The sequence below is a fragment of the Pedobacter sp. KBW01 genome (assembly GCF_003852395.1).
Classification (GTDB): domain Bacteria; phylum Bacteroidota; class Bacteroidia; order Sphingobacteriales; family Sphingobacteriaceae; genus Pedobacter.
Map to the genome: position 1 here is coordinate 165,363 of NZ_QAJQ01000012.1, position 17,065 is coordinate 182,427.

17 protein-coding genes are annotated in these 17,065 nt (G+C 39.6%); 3 read left to right on the plus strand and 14 right to left on the minus strand.

Features of this window, described 5'->3' with window-relative positions; all coding sequences use genetic code 11:
• Positions 1-67: 67 nt before the first annotated feature.
• The 3 genes from DBR40_RS14025 to DBR40_RS14035 form a co-directional block, all read right to left on the minus strand.
• Positions 68-310 carry a hypothetical protein gene (locus DBR40_RS14025; RefSeq protein WP_124560374.1) on the minus strand — a complete coding sequence of 81 codons (243 nt, stop codon included), beginning with the start codon at positions 308-310 and terminating at the stop codon, positions 68-70.
• Positions 311-410: 100 nt separating this feature from the next.
• Positions 411-851 carry a PaaI family thioesterase gene (locus DBR40_RS14030; protein WP_124560375.1) on the minus strand — a complete coding sequence of 147 codons (441 nt, stop codon included), beginning with the start codon at positions 849-851 and terminating at the stop codon, positions 411-413.
• A 213-nt stretch (positions 852-1,064) separates the two neighbouring features.
• Positions 1,065-3,521 carry a TonB-dependent receptor gene (locus DBR40_RS14035; protein WP_124560376.1) on the minus strand — a complete coding sequence of 819 codons (2,457 nt, stop codon included), beginning with the start codon at positions 3,519-3,521 and terminating at the stop codon, positions 1,065-1,067.
• A 188-nt stretch (positions 3,522-3,709) separates the two neighbouring features.
• On the opposite strand from DBR40_RS14035, the gene DBR40_RS14040 reads away from it, so the two are divergent.
• Both DBR40_RS14040 and DBR40_RS14045 read left to right on the plus strand, forming a co-directional pair.
• On the plus strand, positions 3,710-3,913 hold the full coding sequence (locus DBR40_RS14040; RefSeq protein WP_124560377.1) for a KOW motif-containing protein: 204 nt from the start codon (positions 3,710-3,712) through the stop codon (positions 3,911-3,913).
• A 183-nt stretch (positions 3,914-4,096) separates the two neighbouring features.
• Entirely contained in the window at positions 4,097-4,945 is an 849-nt protein-coding gene (locus DBR40_RS14045) for a hypothetical protein (RefSeq protein WP_124560378.1), read from the plus strand.
• A 66-nt stretch (positions 4,946-5,011) separates the two neighbouring features.
• Here DBR40_RS14045 and DBR40_RS14050 read toward each other — a convergent pair whose 3' ends face one another.
• The 10 genes from DBR40_RS14050 to DBR40_RS14095 form a co-directional block, all read right to left on the minus strand.
• Positions 5,012-5,833 (minus strand): SDR family NAD(P)-dependent oxidoreductase, encoded by an 822-nt coding sequence (locus DBR40_RS14050; protein WP_124560379.1) that lies wholly within the window; start codon positions 5,831-5,833, stop codon positions 5,012-5,014.
• 151 nt (positions 5,834-5,984) lie between these two features.
• Positions 5,985-6,566, minus strand: a complete 582-nt coding sequence (locus DBR40_RS14055; protein WP_124560380.1) for a TetR/AcrR family transcriptional regulator — start codon at positions 6,564-6,566, stop codon at positions 5,985-5,987.
• Between the two features lie 88 nt (positions 6,567-6,654).
• Complete coding sequence (locus DBR40_RS14060; protein ID WP_124560381.1) at positions 6,655-7,356, minus strand: DUF2461 domain-containing protein; 702 nt, start codon at positions 7,354-7,356, stop codon at positions 6,655-6,657.
• 71 nt (positions 7,357-7,427) lie between these two features.
• On the minus strand, positions 7,428-8,693 hold the full coding sequence (locus DBR40_RS14065; RefSeq protein WP_124560382.1) for a sensor histidine kinase: 1,266 nt from the start codon (positions 8,691-8,693) through the stop codon (positions 7,428-7,430).
• On the minus strand, positions 8,677-10,050 hold the full coding sequence (locus DBR40_RS14070) for a sigma-54-dependent transcriptional regulator (protein WP_124560383.1): 1,374 nt from the start codon (positions 10,048-10,050) through the stop codon (positions 8,677-8,679). The genes DBR40_RS14065 and DBR40_RS14070 overlap by 17 nt, the downstream gene beginning before the upstream one ends.
• A 20-nt stretch (positions 10,051-10,070) precedes the next feature.
• Positions 10,071-11,255: an ABC transporter permease gene (locus DBR40_RS14075; protein WP_233603892.1), complete on the minus strand. Its 1,185-nt coding sequence runs from the start codon at positions 11,253-11,255 to the stop codon at positions 10,071-10,073.
• Between the two features lie 18 nt (positions 11,256-11,273).
• Positions 11,274-12,509: an ABC transporter permease gene (locus DBR40_RS14080; RefSeq protein WP_124560384.1), complete on the minus strand. Its 1,236-nt coding sequence runs from the start codon at positions 12,507-12,509 to the stop codon at positions 11,274-11,276.
• A 9-nt stretch (positions 12,510-12,518) separates the two neighbouring features.
• Entirely contained in the window at positions 12,519-13,184 is a 666-nt protein-coding gene (locus DBR40_RS14085) for an ABC transporter ATP-binding protein (protein WP_124560385.1), read from the minus strand.
• 51 nt (positions 13,185-13,235) lie between these two features.
• A complete protein-coding gene (locus DBR40_RS14090; RefSeq protein WP_124560386.1) occupies positions 13,236-14,696 on the minus strand; it encodes a TolC family protein in 1,461 nt (486 codons plus the stop codon).
• 3 nt (positions 14,697-14,699) lie between these two features.
• The gene (locus DBR40_RS14095) at positions 14,700-15,947 is read right to left on the minus strand and encodes an efflux RND transporter periplasmic adaptor subunit (protein WP_124560387.1); all 1,248 of its coding nucleotides are present in this window, start codon (positions 15,945-15,947) and stop codon (positions 14,700-14,702) included.
• A gap of 251 nt (positions 15,948-16,198) precedes the next feature.
• Here DBR40_RS14095 and DBR40_RS14100 point away from each other — a divergent pair, with 251 nt between their 5' ends.
• Positions 16,199-16,462: a CBU_0592 family membrane protein gene (locus DBR40_RS14100; protein WP_124560388.1), complete on the plus strand. Its 264-nt coding sequence runs from the start codon at positions 16,199-16,201 to the stop codon at positions 16,460-16,462.
• Here the strand turns inward: DBR40_RS14100 and DBR40_RS14105 are convergent.
• A complete protein-coding gene (locus DBR40_RS14105; protein WP_124560389.1) occupies positions 16,430-17,056 on the minus strand; it encodes a TetR family transcriptional regulator in 627 nt (208 codons plus the stop codon). The genes DBR40_RS14100 and DBR40_RS14105 overlap by 33 nt on opposite strands.
• Positions 17,057-17,065 lie beyond the last annotated feature (9 nt).

The following is a 17,065-nucleotide window of genomic DNA, read 5'->3' on the forward strand; positions in this document are numbered from 1 at the left end:
AAAAATCCTTGTTTGATTAAACCAAACAAGGATTTTTCCTTATGAGCTTTATTTTTATAAAAATCTTTTAAGAAACCGAAGCCGGCAAACAAATTCTGCTGATAATTTCATCAATGGCATCAGGATCTATGGCTGCGTTTTTAGAAGCACACCATTTTTCGCTCTTGTTATCTAACCAGATACAAAAAGAATGGTAACCATCTAAAACAACAGCGTAAGTTTCATGAAAATCATCTTGAATACGCATGCAAAATCCTTTAAAAATTTTGCCTCTAACAATGAATTGCAAGGTTGAATAATTTTCTAACATGGCTCATTATATTTTTGGTTAATTTATAACACTTTGTTAACGAGAATGTTTTGTTAATTTTAAGGAATTAATAATTTTTTTCGTTATCGTTAAAAAAGACTTAACCTATGTTTAACATGTTGGAATAGCCTTTAGCTATTAAACGCTTTTTCGAAGGTAAAAATATCTCGCATTGCAAATTTAAAATGGTCCTGCCTCTTTTTACAATCGCTGTTTCGGCTATAATTTCATCTCCTTCACTTGCAGTAGCAAAATAATCAATGTAGTTGTTCACCGTGGTATATCTGTCATTCAAACCCATGGTATAAACGGTGGCACCAATCAGATCGTCGATAATACCTGCCGTTACGCCTCCATGTAAAATCTGGTATGGATTGGTCATTTCTTTGCGCACCGTATACTGGCAAACTAAAATACCAAACTCGGCCTTTACCAAAACCGGGGCGAGCCAATTCATAAAATTAGAAGGCGACGAAGTAATGACTTTGCCTATTGATTGCCTTAAGAAATTTAGTCTTTTTTCGCTTAAAGATTCTTCCATGAGGTATAATTTAATGTAATACGGATTTAAATATATGAAAATAGGCAATGAGATGAAAAACAGAAGGGTTTGATAAAAAGCAAGCGGAAGATGTTTGATACCTCCCGCTTACTAAACGAAACATTAAACCTCAGCACATAGCTGTAAGCCGTTCAGAAGTAATTGTCACAGCAATTAACCATAATCTCTATTGCCCACCTAATTTTACTACTATTAAATCGGGATAATCACTTTAAAGCTCATATTTCTGCCCATATTGTAAATCCCGGAGCGGCCATTTGGTGAAGCAGTATAATACTCGAAATACTTTAAACGATTTAAATTGGATTGATAAGCTTTGTTAAAAATATTATCAACCTGGATAAAAACATCGAATAAAGTTTTGTCTTTCCGGTTTACAATCGTTGATCCGATGCCACCATTAATTAAAGTATAGCCTTTGGTAAAGGTTTCGGTATCATCTAAACCATAAAACTTATTTTGATCGGCAAAAATAGCCGCATCAATTTTAACATAAGGTTTGCTTAAAAAGCCAATGGCATGCTGTGCCGTTGCTTTAAGCTCTGACCTGATTTGCAATGGCGGGATAAACGGCAGGTATTTTGCTTTATTGCCCTGCTTAGCCAAAAGTTCTTTATTTTGGTTTAAGCCAACTACATAAGCCATGCTATTGTTAAAAGTTAACCATTTAATTGCTGCCGGATGAAGGTTAGCAGCTACTTCAGCACCATACAATCGCGCTTTTGATTGCTGATACTGGTAGGTTAAATTACCCGGTACAATAACCACCGGATTGCCATTTGCATCGGTTAAGCGCGATTGATAAATGTAATTCTGAATATTGTTGTTAAAAAGCTCCAGACTGATATCAGCATCCTTTAAGTAAGCAATTAAACCAATATCTTCCTGCAGGTTAAATTCCGGTTTAAAAGTCCTGTTACCCAAATAAACAATGTGCGCACCCGGATCTAAACCGTTTGAGCCAATTTCGGTAATATTTGGTGCACGGTAGCCCCGGGCAATATTGGCTTTAATTAATAACTGCTCAGAAATATTATAGGTTAAGCCTAAACTCCCTGATACACCGTAATAGTTTTTGCTAAACGAGGGGAATTGCAAGTTTGCACCTGAAACAGCTGCATTTACCTGCTTACCGAAACCGGTTTGTGCATCAGTACCTACGTAAAAATCGGCCCAGTTAATGTTTCTCCTGTCCAGTCTGATTCCGCCCGAAATATCAACCTTACCAAAGGTTTTCTTGGCAAAATAGAAAGCACCAATATCAAAGAGATCGTAATCCGGGATAGGAAAATCGGTAGCTGCCTTGCTCCTGTTGGCCTGGTACATACCATTCACACCAATTGTACTTTCAATCCCCGAGAAATCAGGCAAGTTGTATTTAAGGTCGTAATTAAAAGTATTTAATACTACATAAAGTCCGGCTTGCTGAGGTACAGTTGGGTGATTATATTCACGGCGCACGCTTTGTTGACCGCCTAAAAGGATGTTCAGGTCGCTGTTGCCAAATTTAAACTGGCTGGTATTGTAAAACCTATAATGCTGAATGTGCTGATGTAAAGGGTTTATGCCATAGGTATTCAGTTCATTATCGGGCACAATGGGCCTTTTTTTGATATCATCGCCATCATCCAGTATCTGGCGCGTAAATTTCCTCGAAAGTGAATCCCTGCTCCCATCGGGTATTTCCATTAAATTATCGTAATAGGTTACAGCAGTTTTCGAAAAACCCCAGTGTTTATCTACACGGGCTGATGCCGAGAAATTATATTCTCTGAAAGCTGTTCCATAAACCAAACCATCTATTTTATTTTCATAGTTGTGTGCTGTTTTTCCAGTTCCCCTGACGGTAAATTTCCAATCGTTTTTAATGAAGGCTAATCCCAGCGAGGAACCGATCATACCGTTATTGGTTTGGTAATTGGTTGTAAAATCGCCTTTCAACTTTCCATTTGCGAAATTCGGACTATAGGGAATCATATTGATAACACCAGCCAATGCATCAGAGCCGTAAGTTAAACTGGCTGGTCCTTTTACCACTTCAGCTCTTGCAATTCCATACTCATCCACCTCAATACCATGCTCATCGCCCCATTGCTGCCCTTCCTGCCTCAATCCATCGTAAAGCGTTAAAACCCGGTTATAGCCCAATCCCCGAATAAACGGCTTTGAAACATTCGGGCCTGTAGTTACCGCTGTAACCCCTGGTACTCCTTTTACAATAGCTTCAATCAGGTTGGTATTAACGTTCTGATCCATCGCTTTTTTAGCAAGTACAGCAATAGGTACAGGGCTTTTACGTAACTCAGTAGCCCGATTTACGCCGGTAATAACCACATCCTTTAAATTAGCTTCCATCGAAATCAGATCGACATTAAGGAAAGTAGTATCGTTATTTACTGTGATTTTAATTTTTTTGTTCTGATGCCCAACACCAGAGAATAAAACATCGTAGCTACCCGAAGGGATATCATTAAAGTGATATGCACCAGATTGATTTGATTTGGTAGCTTTATTTAAACTAAGAATTTTAACGGTAATATTTTCTGTCGGACTATTTTGAGAAGTAACCAGACCTTGCAATACGGTTTGCTGCCCCCTGGAAACGAGGCCAATAAAAAGAAAAGTACTAAGGAGTATAAAAGCTTTCATCAATCTTTATTTGTCTAAATATAATTTTAGACAAATCTAAATTTAAATTTATACTTATCAAATAAAATATTTAGATATTATTTATAATCCTATTTTTTTTTGCTGCTTAATCTTTATTATATATATCTTAGTGAGGGATTTATTCCAATTAAGCTTATCCCAGAAAACTAGAAATCAACATATAGAATATGGACAATCAAAACCCAGCGCTATTAAAAGATGGCGACCAGTGCCTGGTAGTTGCCGGTACACATAAAGGGAAATCGGGTACGGTACGTGATATTAATACCAGCAAAACTGGTCACATTACCATTACTGTGGTGCAGGAAAATACGGTACGTTTTAAAACCCTTGGAAAAAATGTGGTAGTTAGCCAACCAGCAGGCAATTAACTGACATTTTTGGACTGTTAAATCGGTATAATTTCTATAGACAATTACAGCGAAACAATAATCCTTAAAACCAAACTCACTAGCATACAGACACTTTCAGGTATTCGTATCTAAAACTTACACTATCGTGATTTGGGTGTCTACAAATGGCATAATTTTTATAATTTTAACGGCAATATGCCGATGTCTTTAACCCCGCTTTCCGAAGCAGATTTGTTGCAGTTTGAAGATCAACTTACTGACCAGGAAAAGTCAGTTCACGAAAATTTCACAAAACTGATTCAGCTATACCAGCGCTTTGAATTAAATGAGCAATCGCTGAATAAGTTTGAGCATATGGCTTCGGCTACGCGGATTAAAAGCGATTATGAGTTAAAGAAAACACATTGGGACGGCGAATTGGTTGAATTAAAAAAGCAATTCAAATTACTTGATAACCGGATTACCGCTGCAGAGCAAAAAATGTCGCGGGGTATACCAGACGACCTGCTGATTATGGAAAAAATGATTGCCGAACAGGAACTCATTGTAGCCGACCAGGAAAAACTAAACCAAGCCGAAGCAGCATTAATCAGTCATGTGCGCGAGATCGATATCGAATATGGAAAGCAACAGGAAAAACTGAACCAGCAACGTTTACAGCCTAAAACGGAAAGCTTAACCAATATTACCGAAAAACTGGAAGAGCTGCGTACGGCAGAGCAAAAAACAAAACTTAAGGCAAACTTAATTGCCCTCTTGCCTATTCTAGGCATTCCCTTGTTGTTCGATTACCTGACTAAGAATTTTGGCTTGTTAAGTACTCAGTCTACACATTCGCTTATAACAGGGCACTTTATTTTTCTAATCGTTTTAATTTTGATTGAAATATTTTTAGCCGATAAAATCCGGAAAAAGGTTTCTGTTTACCTGGCCTCAGGCTATCTGAAAGCACAACTAAACCACTTAAAGCAGTACGCTGCAGAAAACCAGCAAAGCGTTAACAGGATCGAAAATACCTATAAAATTAAGCTGGCAGATATTAATGCGTAAAAACATTAATTACAATAAATGCCCCATAAAAGACCGATCGGTCTTTTATGGGGCAAAAAAAAGGGATTAGTTTCCGTGAGCAGCCTCAGATACGGATTTCCAGGCTTCGAAAGTGTTTAAACGCTCTCGATAAATTTCTGTTACAGCAGCATAGGCAAATTTACCGAACAGTACACGCAAAGGTGGATTGCTGTCATCAACCAAATCGAGTATAGGTGCAGCAGTTGCCTGCGGATCGCCAAAAATACCCGGAGCTGACGCAGCTTCCTGAAAGCCTTGTTTTACCGGATGATAAGCTTCAATAGCTGTAGTTTGCACTGCTGAAGCTCCTGCCCAATCAGTAGTATAACCATTTGGTTCAATCAGGGTAACGTGTATCCCGAAATCTTTTACCTCAGAGGCGAGTGTTTCACTCAACCCTTCAACTGCAAATTTCGAAGCGTTGTATATACCCAATACCGGCAAGGTAACCAAGCCTAAAAAGCTCGATACCTGAATGATATGACCGCTCTGTTGCGCACGCATTACTGGCAATACAGCCTGCGATAACCAAAGTACGCCAAAGAAATTCGTCTCCATTTGGTTGCGGGCTTCTGCTTCGCTCGTTTCTTCTACTGCACCAAACAAGCCATAACCTGCGTTATTAATCAGCACGTCGATCCGTCCAAAATGATCGACAACGGCCTTTACTGCTCCAAAACTTGCATCCCTGTTGTTTACATCAAGCTGCACGGGCAATAACTGGTCGCCATATTGCGCTTTCAACTCCGTAAGCGATTCTAAATTTCTTACTGTTGCGGCTACTTTATCGCCACGTTTTAAAAATGCTTCAGTCCAGATTTTTCCAAACCCGCGTGAAGCTCCTGTGATTAAGATTACTTTTGACATTTTATTTATTTGTTAGTTCAATAGTTCATTGGTTAATAGTCTATAGCCAAGCACTTAACACTGTCCTATCCATGAACTGTTGGTTATTTGTATTTTGGTTATTGGTTATTACACAAAATATACCTATCGGTTTATTTTAGATCAAAAAAAATTAAACTAGGTATGATTCAAAATCAGCTTTGATGCTATCCATAATGATGTTCATTTGCTCATTGGTTTCCAGCACTTTACTACATAAAATGGCACCTTCAATCATGGCGAATGTTTTGATACTAAAGTTTTTGGCGTTCATATCTGTACTTAGTTCTCCATCTTCTACACCATCGCTCACAATATTGAAAATCCTTTTTTGCGCTGAACGGATTCCTTTTTTTACGTATTCTTTAATGCTGTCGTTGGTGTCATCGGCTTCGGTGCCAAAATTTAGCAAGGGACATCCTCCCTCATCACTTTTAATACTTTTATAGGCTTCAATCAGGTTAAAAAGTTTCTCTTTTGCCGTTCTTCCCTGCGCCACGGCCCTATCCAGCGAATTGGCCAGCGTGGTGGTTAAATAAAAGAAAGATTCTTTACAAATCTCGTCCTTGTTTTCGAAGTTTCCGTAAATGCCACCTTTAGTTAATTTAGTCGCCTCCATAATATCGCTTAGCGAAGTTGCAGCCATTCCCTTCTTGTTGATAATGGTGGCTGATTTTTCTATAATAAATCTTCTGGTGCGCTCTGCTTTATTCATGATCGTAGATTCAAGGCTCAAAATTAAACCATTTGGTATATTTTAAAGAATGCATTTCAAAAAAAGACTTTTAAATTACTTATGCTTTTTATTCCGTTTCGCCATTGGCATCGCCCGTTAGTACTGCGCTCATGTAATCAAAAAACGGTCGCATGGCTGCGAAGGTTTGTCCTGCATGCTGCAAAAAACCTGGATCAAGCACTTCCTCATCATCAAATTTCCGGACCAGCAAAAACTGTTTGTAGCGTAACAAATCAATTTCGGGATCATTTTTAGCAAAACCTTTTGGCGCTGTGGCCAATTGCTCGCCTTTTAGTGTACCAAAATTAGCTACAAATTCTTTGCTGCCTATAATTTTCCTCAAAGGCGTCCCGTCAAAGGCAATATCTTCTCTAATCAGCTTGATATCTGCCGGCGAGGGTGCCCAGAATCCGCCTGCCACAAAACTGTTGCCTGCCTCGATATGAAAATAATAGCCACCTCTCCTCTGTTTCGATGCACGTTTAAAACTGCCACTCCAATGCGATTTGTAGGGGGTTTTGTCTTTAGAGAAACGGGTATCGCGGTAAATCCGGTACAAGCTCTTTTTGCCGCTTTGGGTTTCAATTACATCAGTTAAATTCAGTACACCCAAAAGTGCAGATGCAAATTCTTCAATATAAGTTTGTTGTGCTATAAACTCTTCTTTATGGGCGTTAAACCATTCTCTGGTATTATTTGCCTTTAATTGAGTAAGAAATTCGATACTTGATGCCGGTATCGTAGTTACTTCAGCGCTCTTATTCTTCATTTTTCAGGGTTAGAAATTGAATCAAATATAGCGAGGAAAAACTTTGATTTTCTTATTTTTTTTAACCACTACTACATCAACCTGATGGTAAAGCGGGTATCTTTTTCGCCGAAGGTTTTTAATGAGAATTCGAAGCCGTGGTTTAGCAGAATTTCCCTTACGAGGGTTAAACCTATGCCCTGTCCGTCTTTTTTGGTGCTAAAAAACGGGCTAAACAATTGTCCGATATTTTCCTTGGCTACGCCCTTGCCCGAATCCGTAATTTCAAGTATCTTCTTATTTACATCGATAGTAAACAAAATAAATCCACCGTTTTCAATTGCTTCAATTGCATTTTTTATAATGTTAATCAACGCTTGCTCCATTTGTTCTACATCGGCCATGATCAGGTATGGTTGATCAGGGAGGTTGAATTTAAAGCTGACCTGTTTTTCATTTGCCTGAAAAAACATGAGTTCGGAAACCGATTTAAGTAGGCCTACGATATCAATCTGTGCTTTTTTGGCCATGGGTATTTTAACCAGATCGGCAAAATTGCGCATAAACATATTCAGGTTCTGGTTCCTGTCGACTGCAATTTTAAGTGCGCTCTTCAACTGGTCGTCGGCTTCGTTTAGCCATAAATGCTGTTGAGCCAAAGCAGTGTTCATGATGGAATTTACCGGACCAACGGTGTTGTTTACTTCGTGCGCCATCATGCGGATAACCTTACTGTAAACATTTTTTTCGGCCTCAAAAATTTCAGCGGTAACTTCCTCCATCATTACAAAAATACGCTCAAAACCCCGGTCCATAAACCTCGATTTTTGAATCTTAAAGGTATGTAAACCATCCATACGGATCGTTCTGGCAGTTCCGGTGTCCATATCCTGAATATGATTCGATAACAAGCCTGGATTAACCTGCAACACCGCTGTGGCTTTGGGGTTAATCTGCTTAATCTGTCCATCAAAATCAAGCACAATAATGCCTGTTGGTGAAGTCTGGATAAGTTTTTCAAGAAAAAAATGCTGTTCCTGTTGTCTAGTGCGTTCTTTCCGCAATTCATCTATCATGCGGTTATACACATCCACCAGTTCATCTACCTCTTTTTTGCCTGTAAATAAAAATTTGACGTTAAAATCCTGGTCTTTTATGGCTGAAATACCCTGTCTTAAATAAGTAAGCGGCAGGATAAGCTGCTTGTAGAGATTGAGCGAAATTAATACCGAAATGATGATAAAAACCTCTGTAAGCATGAAAACAACCTTATTATCCTGAAAGATAAAAAAGCTCATGACCAGGCAAATTAGGTGCAGGATAACCAGAAACAGGATGTATTTAGTCTTCAGTTTCATTAAACGGAATTTGATATTTTTCCAGGCGACGATAAAGTGCATTTCGGGTAATGCCCAGCGATGCAGCGGCTTTGGTAATCCTGTTTTTATGGAAATTCATGGCTTGTTTAACCATTTCTGCCTCCATTTGGTCGAGAGTCATGGTGCCCACCCCCGGAAGTTTTACCTGTTCGTTTTTTAATGGCGATAAATTTAACTGGGCTTTGAAATCCTCTGGGCCCAATTCTTCGTTTCTGCTAATTAAAACCGTTCTTTCGACCAGGTTTTTTAACTGGCGGATATTGCCAGGCAAAGGCAACCGCTGCAGCCAGCGCATGGCCGCCCCTGAAACCGTTAAATCGGGGCGGTTATAAATTTCTTTCATGTTATTGATAAAGAAATTTACCAGCAAGGGGATATCTGTAGCGCGTTCCCTAAGCGCAGGCAAATGAATGGTAATTAAATTAATACGGTACAAAAGGTCTTCCCTGAAAAAGCCTGCGTTCACCATTTCGTTCAGGTTTTTATTGGTGGCGCAAACTACACGGGCATCAACGGTTTTGGTACGGCTGCTACCTAAAACCTCGTAAGTTCTATCTTGCAGTACGCGTAATAACTTTACCTGACTTGCCGTTTCCAGATCGCCGATTTCATCTAAGAAAATGGTTCCTTTATTGGCCATTTCAAAGCGGCCTACCCTATCAAAGCGGGCATCAGTAAAAGCTCCTCGCACATGACCAAACATTTCACTTTCGAATAATGAGGCAGAAATACCACCCAGATTTACCTTAACAAAAGACTTTGCAGCACGCATACTATTTTCGTGTATGGCCTCTGCAATCAATTCCTTTCCGGTACCGCTCTCGCCGGTAATCAAAACCGAAGCGTTGGTTCCGGCTACACGACCAATGGTTTCTAAAATATTCAGCAGGCCTGTATCTTCGCCAATAATTTGTTTAAAATTGTATTTTTTATCCAGCTCCTTGCGTGTACGCGATAGTGGCTGTTGCTGGTTGAGCTGAAGCAGGGTTTTTACCGACTGGAGCACATAATCGTTATCCCAGGGCTTATTGATAAAATCGTTTGCGCCAAGCTTCATTCCCTGTACTGCCAGTTCGATACTTGCCCAGCCCGTAATCAGGATGATTGGAACCGCTGCATCAAAATTTCTGATTTTTTTAAGCAGTTCCATCCCTTCTTTTCCCGAGGTATCGATCGAAAAGTTCAGGTCAAGGATAATGAGTTCGGGACTTTGCGTTCTAATAATTTCAAAAGCCTTAACCGCTTCATCTGCGATAAGCACTTCATTTCCTGCACTTTTTAACAGCAACGAAAGCGAAGTCCTTACCGCAATATCATCATCAACAATTAATATCATATACGAAGTTAAGATAAGTATTATTCTTCATGCAATGCAATAGCAGGATGAATACCTGCAGCTTGTTTGCCGGGATACAATGAGCAGGCAAAAACCAGCAGATAAATAAACAAAATGGACAGCAGCATGGCCACGATATACACACTTGCCGGAATATTGAAAACGCTGAGCAAAGGAAACTGAATGGCAAAAAAGCAGCCTATTATCAACGACATGGTAGCCAAAATCATGGCCTCCATCACCAATTGATACGATACGGAACTGCCACTAGCCCCTATGGCACGTCTCAGGCCGATTTCGCTTTTTCGCTTATTGATATTGTACCATAGCACACCGAATAAGCCCAATGCCACATTGATAATGAGAAAACCAGCAATGATGATAAAAATGACCATCGGAATAATGGTAACTTCATTTTTAGCATCGCGCATTTCGCTCAGGTGCTGTATTTCAACCGAATTTTTCATGGTGTTGGTCATGATTTTATACAGTTGGCTTTCGAAAGTAGCATCGGCACCATCGCGCACTTTAACGAGGATGTTGTGGTTATTTCGTAAGTATCCGGTATCTAAGCGGCTAAACATAGCATTGCCAGCTGGCCAGAAATCGCCGTTTGCTTTGATATCCTGTACCACACCAATCACTTTCATTTTCTCTTTATCTTCGTAATCGCCAATGAGTTTACCTATGGCATTCCCCTCGCCAAACATCTGCTTCTTCAGTGTTTCGTTAATGATGAGGTTTTTGTTTTTGGTTACGGCATCTTCTGGTAAAAACCATCTGCCTGCAATCAGGGTAATGTTCCATACCTTTTTATAATCTGCTCCTATTACATAATTGTTTACATAACCGAAACGCTTCCCGTTTAAATGCAATCCAGTAGTCATGGTACTGTTAGCGTATGGAAAATTTGAACCAGAATAGCTTACCTCTTCAATCTGGGGCATAGCCTTTAGCGAGTTATACAAATTATCGTAAAAGATGCTGAGCGAATCGCGGTCTTTAGTTAACAAGCCGTTATCGTAACTGATTGACCATACTTTTTTATAGGCAAAGCCCAGTGGTTTGCTGTAATTCTGGTAATAATAGGTAAGGAAAGAAAATACCGCGAATATCACAATAAAGGAAACGAGTATTTCGGAGAGGAACAGGAAATTCTGTTTCCGTTTGTTCCATATTAATTTAAATAAATGTCTGAACATCATAATAGCTTCTATTTGGGATTATTGCGCTTTAAGTGCTTTAACTACATTAAGTTTCGACATTCTCCAGGCAGGGTAAACGCCAGAAATTAAACCAAAAAATATGCAGGCAATAAAACTGTAAAACAATACGGTAAAATTCATGCTGAGGCGCATGTTTGAAATGATATTTGCACCGTTGATGAGGTAAATAGCCAGCAATGAAAGTACAAAACCAATCAGGCCACCTAAAAAAGTCAGGATCATATTTTCGACGATAAACTGGTAAACAAGGGTTTTAGAAGAAGCCCCAAAAGCCTTACGCACACCAATTTCTGATGAACGTTCCATAATGCGGGTAACGTTAATGTTTACCAGGTTAATGGTTGGCAACAACAAAAAGAGCAATACAAAAATACTCATGATGGAAACCACCCTGGTCGTACCGTTATTTGCACCATCGCCTGCTATCCTCCGGGTCATTGAAGCAAAAAAGGGATCTGCGTTGCTGTACACCTTATCAAAATCTTTGGGTACTGGTACCCTCCGCATCATTTGTTGAAATTCCTTTTGCATTTTAGGCACATCAGCTTTGCTTTTGGCGAGCAATACCGCGTTATATGGTCCCATTAAATCGGGTTTATTGTAATTTTCAGTCGATACGGTGTATGGCAGATACATATCGCCGCTTAAGCTGTTCACCGTTTTAGATACATTGGCCACTACGCCAATTACTCGATAATTAATGTTATCAGCCGATATATACTGTCCCACCACATGGGTTACATCGCCAAAATAGTCCTTTCGGGTTTCTTCCGAAATAACGGCTACCTTATCAGCATTATCGATTTCCTTTTGTGAAAAGGGTTTACCTTCCAAAAAGCGATATTCGAGTACATTCCAGTAATCGGCATTGGTGTATTTATAGGCAATAACTATCTTTTTATTGTTTACGTAAGCGTTTGATGCTTTGGGATTAGATGAAATCGCCATTTTATCTACTGTTTTCAAGGTTGAAACATAATGTTTGAAAAAGTAAAAAGATACGTCGCTACGGTTCATCCAGCCTTCTTTGGTATTTTTATATTCCATGCTACCCACATAGAGCGAGCGTTCGCGTTTCAAATCGGGATAATCGGGACTTAAAACTTTATCCATAAATGCAGTAGTAACCATTAAAATAGTTAGCGTAAAACTGATTCCGAATAAGCTGATGAAGGTGAAAAATTTCCTCCTTTTGAGTACAGCTATGGCGATTTTAAAGTAGTTTTTTAACATAGCGGTATTTTATTGAACCTGAGAACCATCGAAAAGGCGAACCAAACGATGTGTTTTGTGTGCCATATTTTCATCATGCGTAACCATCACAATGGTAGTACCCTCGTTCTGATTGAGGTTAATCAGGATATCCATAATCTCATTCCCCATAGCACTATCTAAGTTACCTGTAGGCTCATCGGCCAAAATAATTTGCGGATTACCTACAATTGCTCTGGCAATGGCAACGCGCTGCCGCTGACCACCGGAAAGCTGCGTAGGAAAATGTTTTAAACGATTGCTCAACCCTACCTTTTCTAAAGCTGCAGTAGCCAGTTTTTTCCGCTCTTTAGCTGATGAGTTGCGGTACAACAAGGGTAATTCTACATTATCAAGCACTTGTAAATCGTTAATGAGGTGGTAGCTTTGAAAAATGAAACCCAGTTTTTCGTTACGGAACCGGGCCAGTTTCTGGTCTGAATAACTGCTGATATCCTGACTATCGATCTGTATATTGCCTTTTGAAGGTTCATCAAGCAAGCCCATAATATTGAGCAAAGTACTTTTACCACAACCAGAAGGCCCCATAATGGATAGAAACTCGCCCCTGGCAATGTCGAGGTTAATGCCATTTATGGCCAGCGTTTCTACCGTATCAGTGCGGTAAACTTTTTCGATGTTCTTTAAGCGTATCATAATGTTTGATATAAAATGGATGATGTAAAATGTAAGGTTTTAAATATTTATTTAATAGGTGATTTTTTTATTTTGCTCAAAATCGTAAAGGGATAAATAGCGCAGTTGGTAATATGCGGCCCAGAAATCGCGCAGAGAAGAAACGTAATCGCGTTTGGCACGGTCGTTTTCCTGGAAAGCAATGCTGAGATCGGTAATACTCAAATTTCCCAATACGTAGCGCTCACCGGCTATTTTGTATTTTTCTGCAGCAATTTTTTCGGCTTTATCCGTCAGTTGTATTTGCTCTTTCATCATATTAAAAAGGGTAACCTGTGTAACAATCTGCTGTTTAAAGGTTTGCTTATCCTGCTCAACGGCATAAATGGTAAATTGCTCATTGGCCTGTGCAGTTTTGGTACGCGATTTAGACCTGCCCCAATCCATTACCGGAATAGAAAGCTGCAACTCTACAGATTGCTGGTTTTTGGGCGAACGATACACATCAAAGGCATTTGTTGCCGCATTTGAATAACCCAAATTAGCTCTCAAAGTGGCTTTCAAGCCATTTTCGCCTTTGGCCTTAGCTACATCCCTCCTGGCTTCGGCCAACCTGCGTACAAATGCAATGGCATCCGAGCGGTTTTCGTAAGCCTCGCTCAGTACCTTTTCTGAAGCTACACTCATTTGCGCAACCACGGCCGGCATATTCAGTTTGATCCGGTCATCGCCCTCAATGCCGGTGTAACTTCTTAGGTTCAATGTTGCAATTTCTACATCGCGCTTGGCTGTACCTACCGCCTTTTGGGCATTCAAAACTTCTAATTGCAGCTGTAAGATTTCATTTTTAGAAATTTTACCCAGTTCAAATTTGGTATCTGCAATGGTTAAAATTCTCTGGGTATTGGCGTAATTCAGTTCGGCAATATCGAGGTTAACCTGCCCCAAAAGCAAATCGAAAAAGTATTCGGTTACGGTAACCGATATTTTCTCCTGGGTTTCTATAAAAGCCTGCTTGCTTTCGTTAAACTTCAGGGGTTCAATTTTTTTGTCCCACTTTAAAGCATTAAACTGCAACAAGGGTTGCGTATAGCCCAAACCGTACGGAATACCATTGTAAAGCACGTTTTTACGGTCGAAATCATCGAAACGCTGCAATTGTGTAGTGCCGTAAATGGTACCACCGGTTGCTGCAATACTTTGGCTAAAATTTAAAGTAAGCGATGAATTATCGTAGTGTACAGGCTGAAAAAGAATGCTTCCGTTGGGCTGCTGCACCTGGGTATAGGTTTTGGTATAGCCAGGCAATACACCTTCTAAGGCTAGCTGAGGCTGGTAATTGGATTTAAATGTGCGCCACTCCCAATATTTGGTTTCTTTAACCGTAATGGCCTGCTTGGCAGCAATGGAATTGGCTTTAGCCATCGCTACCACCTGGGGCAAGGTTAACCTTAGCGTATCGTTTTTAGGGAAGGCAAAAACCCCGAAACCGATCCACCACAACAAAGGCATCATTAAAAACTTCTTTGTCATAACTTAATTGCTAATGGTTACTGTTTTAACATTTTTGTACTCACCCATATCTGAAGTAATTACTTCGTCACCAGCTTTTAAACCACTTAAAATTTCTACATAATCGAAGTTACTCAGTCCTGTTTTAACGGTTCTGCGTTCGGCAATACCATTTTTGAGCACAAAAATTTCCTGCAGGTCGGTGCCGTTAAATGCCGGACCATTGGCCATCCTCAAAACGCCATTACGTGTAGCTGTAACCAAAAAAACATCTACTTTTTGGTTTGGTCTTAACACCTTGCTATCTTTTTGGTTCAGCTGGATATCGAACGAAACAATTGCATTGTTTACTGCAGGTGAAATATTGACAATTGAGCCCCTTAACTGCGTATCGCCTATACGAATAATAGCCGTCATGTTGTTGTGGATTTTATCCAATAAATTATCAGACATACTACCAGCAACCTTAAAACCACTTAAATCGGCAATGCGAACCAATGCATCGCCTTCGTGCACTGCTGATCCAATATTTTTATTTACCCAGGTAATTACACCCGGTCTTGTGGCAATTAAATCGGCCAGATCGAGCCTGCGTTTCAACGCATCGAGGTCATTTCGTTGAATAGCCAAAGCGATTTCTGCCTCCCTGATCTCAATTTTCATCGTTTGCTGTTTGCTCCTGATTTCATTTTCGAGCTGTAACTTTTCGAGTTCGGCAACTTTAAGTTCCAGTTCGGCACGTTCTACATCTTCTTTTGTACCACCTCCTGCTTTAAGCAATCTTTTGGCCGAAGAAACTCCATCGGTAAGGTTGCTGATCCGCAATCGCTTGATGCTATTATTGGATTTGATATCGTAAAAACTTTTCTCGAGATCGAGTTTCAGCTTGCGGATCTCGTTTTGTTTCGATTCCATCTGGAACTGAAGTTTATCATAATCTGTCTGACTCACAGATTTATCGAGGGTTAAAATCGACTGGCCTTTGGTAACCTTATTACCGGCATCCATTAAAACTTTTTTAATCGATGCATTAATCGGACTGGTTAAAACTTCTTCAAATTCGGGCAGTACCTCACCGGTAGCGTTAATGGTATTTTCGATGATACCAACTTCTACCTTTGCTGTAGTAATATCGGCAAGGGTTAAAGCAGGTTTAAAATAAAACCTAACCCACCAAATGCAAGCTATAATTACCAGCAGGATGATACCGACAATCAGGTATTTTTTCTGCTTCTTTTTCGCTAAAACTTCTTCGGCAATGAGTGTGTCCATCTAAATATTTTTAGCACATCCATTACAAGCACAATACCAAAGTTAAAACACTGAAAAACAATTATTTGAAAATTATTCAAAAACAAAAAATGCCCGATATCGAACATTTTGTTTCATATCGGGCAAAAAGAGTTGGATGAGTTTTTTAAGAATACTGCATTTTAACATACAATCATTATTCTCCAATAATGTATTTAAATAGCCTGCACTGCTAAGGGTAATTTGTTATATTGGCCGCAATTTTTAGCGATATGACAAAATTAATCATGACCTGTATAGGCTGGCTGGGAGTACTATTTTGTACTTTAGGCTACCTCTTATTAAGTTTAAAAGTAATAAAAGCAGAATCGTGGACCTTTCAGTTACTTAATGTTGTGGGCGGCCTGTGCCTGGCACTAACTGCACTTGATACGAGCGACCTGCCTAATGCAGCGGCCAACCTGTTGTGGATGACCATTGGCGTTTATGCGCTTGGCCGACAGTTAACCAGCAGAAAGCGCACCAACGAGGCTTAACTGTTCTATCCCCAAAATCTGATAAGCCTTATGTTTATAATAGCCAAGCCTTTCGGTATAGGCTTTCTTATCGCTTTCCAACGAGAGGTAAAAGTATGCCCCATCTACCAGTACGAAAATCAGATCTGCCGTAGTTTGCGGATTTTTAATTGAGGTTAATCCTTTTGCATTACAAACCTCAATCATATCTGCCAATCCTTTGCGCAACGAGTCCAGTATTAATTTATATTTCGCTTTGATCTTTTTCTCCCTAAAAGCCAGCGCGTAAAAAGTATAAAACAACCCATCATCAAAAAGCAGGTTCCATTTTTTAGAAAACAACATTTCTACCGTTTTCTGGAGGTCTTCCAGTTTCGGTTCGCCTTTATCTTTAATGGTGTAAATAAGTAAATATCGTTCCAAAATATAGTCGATCAGTGCATAACTGAGGTCTTCTTTAGTTTTAAAATAATGAATAATTAAACTTGGGTTAATATCCATTACTTTGGCAATTTTGGCTATAGAGCTATTTTCGTAGCCTTCCTTTTTGGCAACTTGATAAAATACTTTGATGATTTCCAGTTGCCTTGTCTCTTTTAGGCTTTTCCTTCCCATACTGCTGTT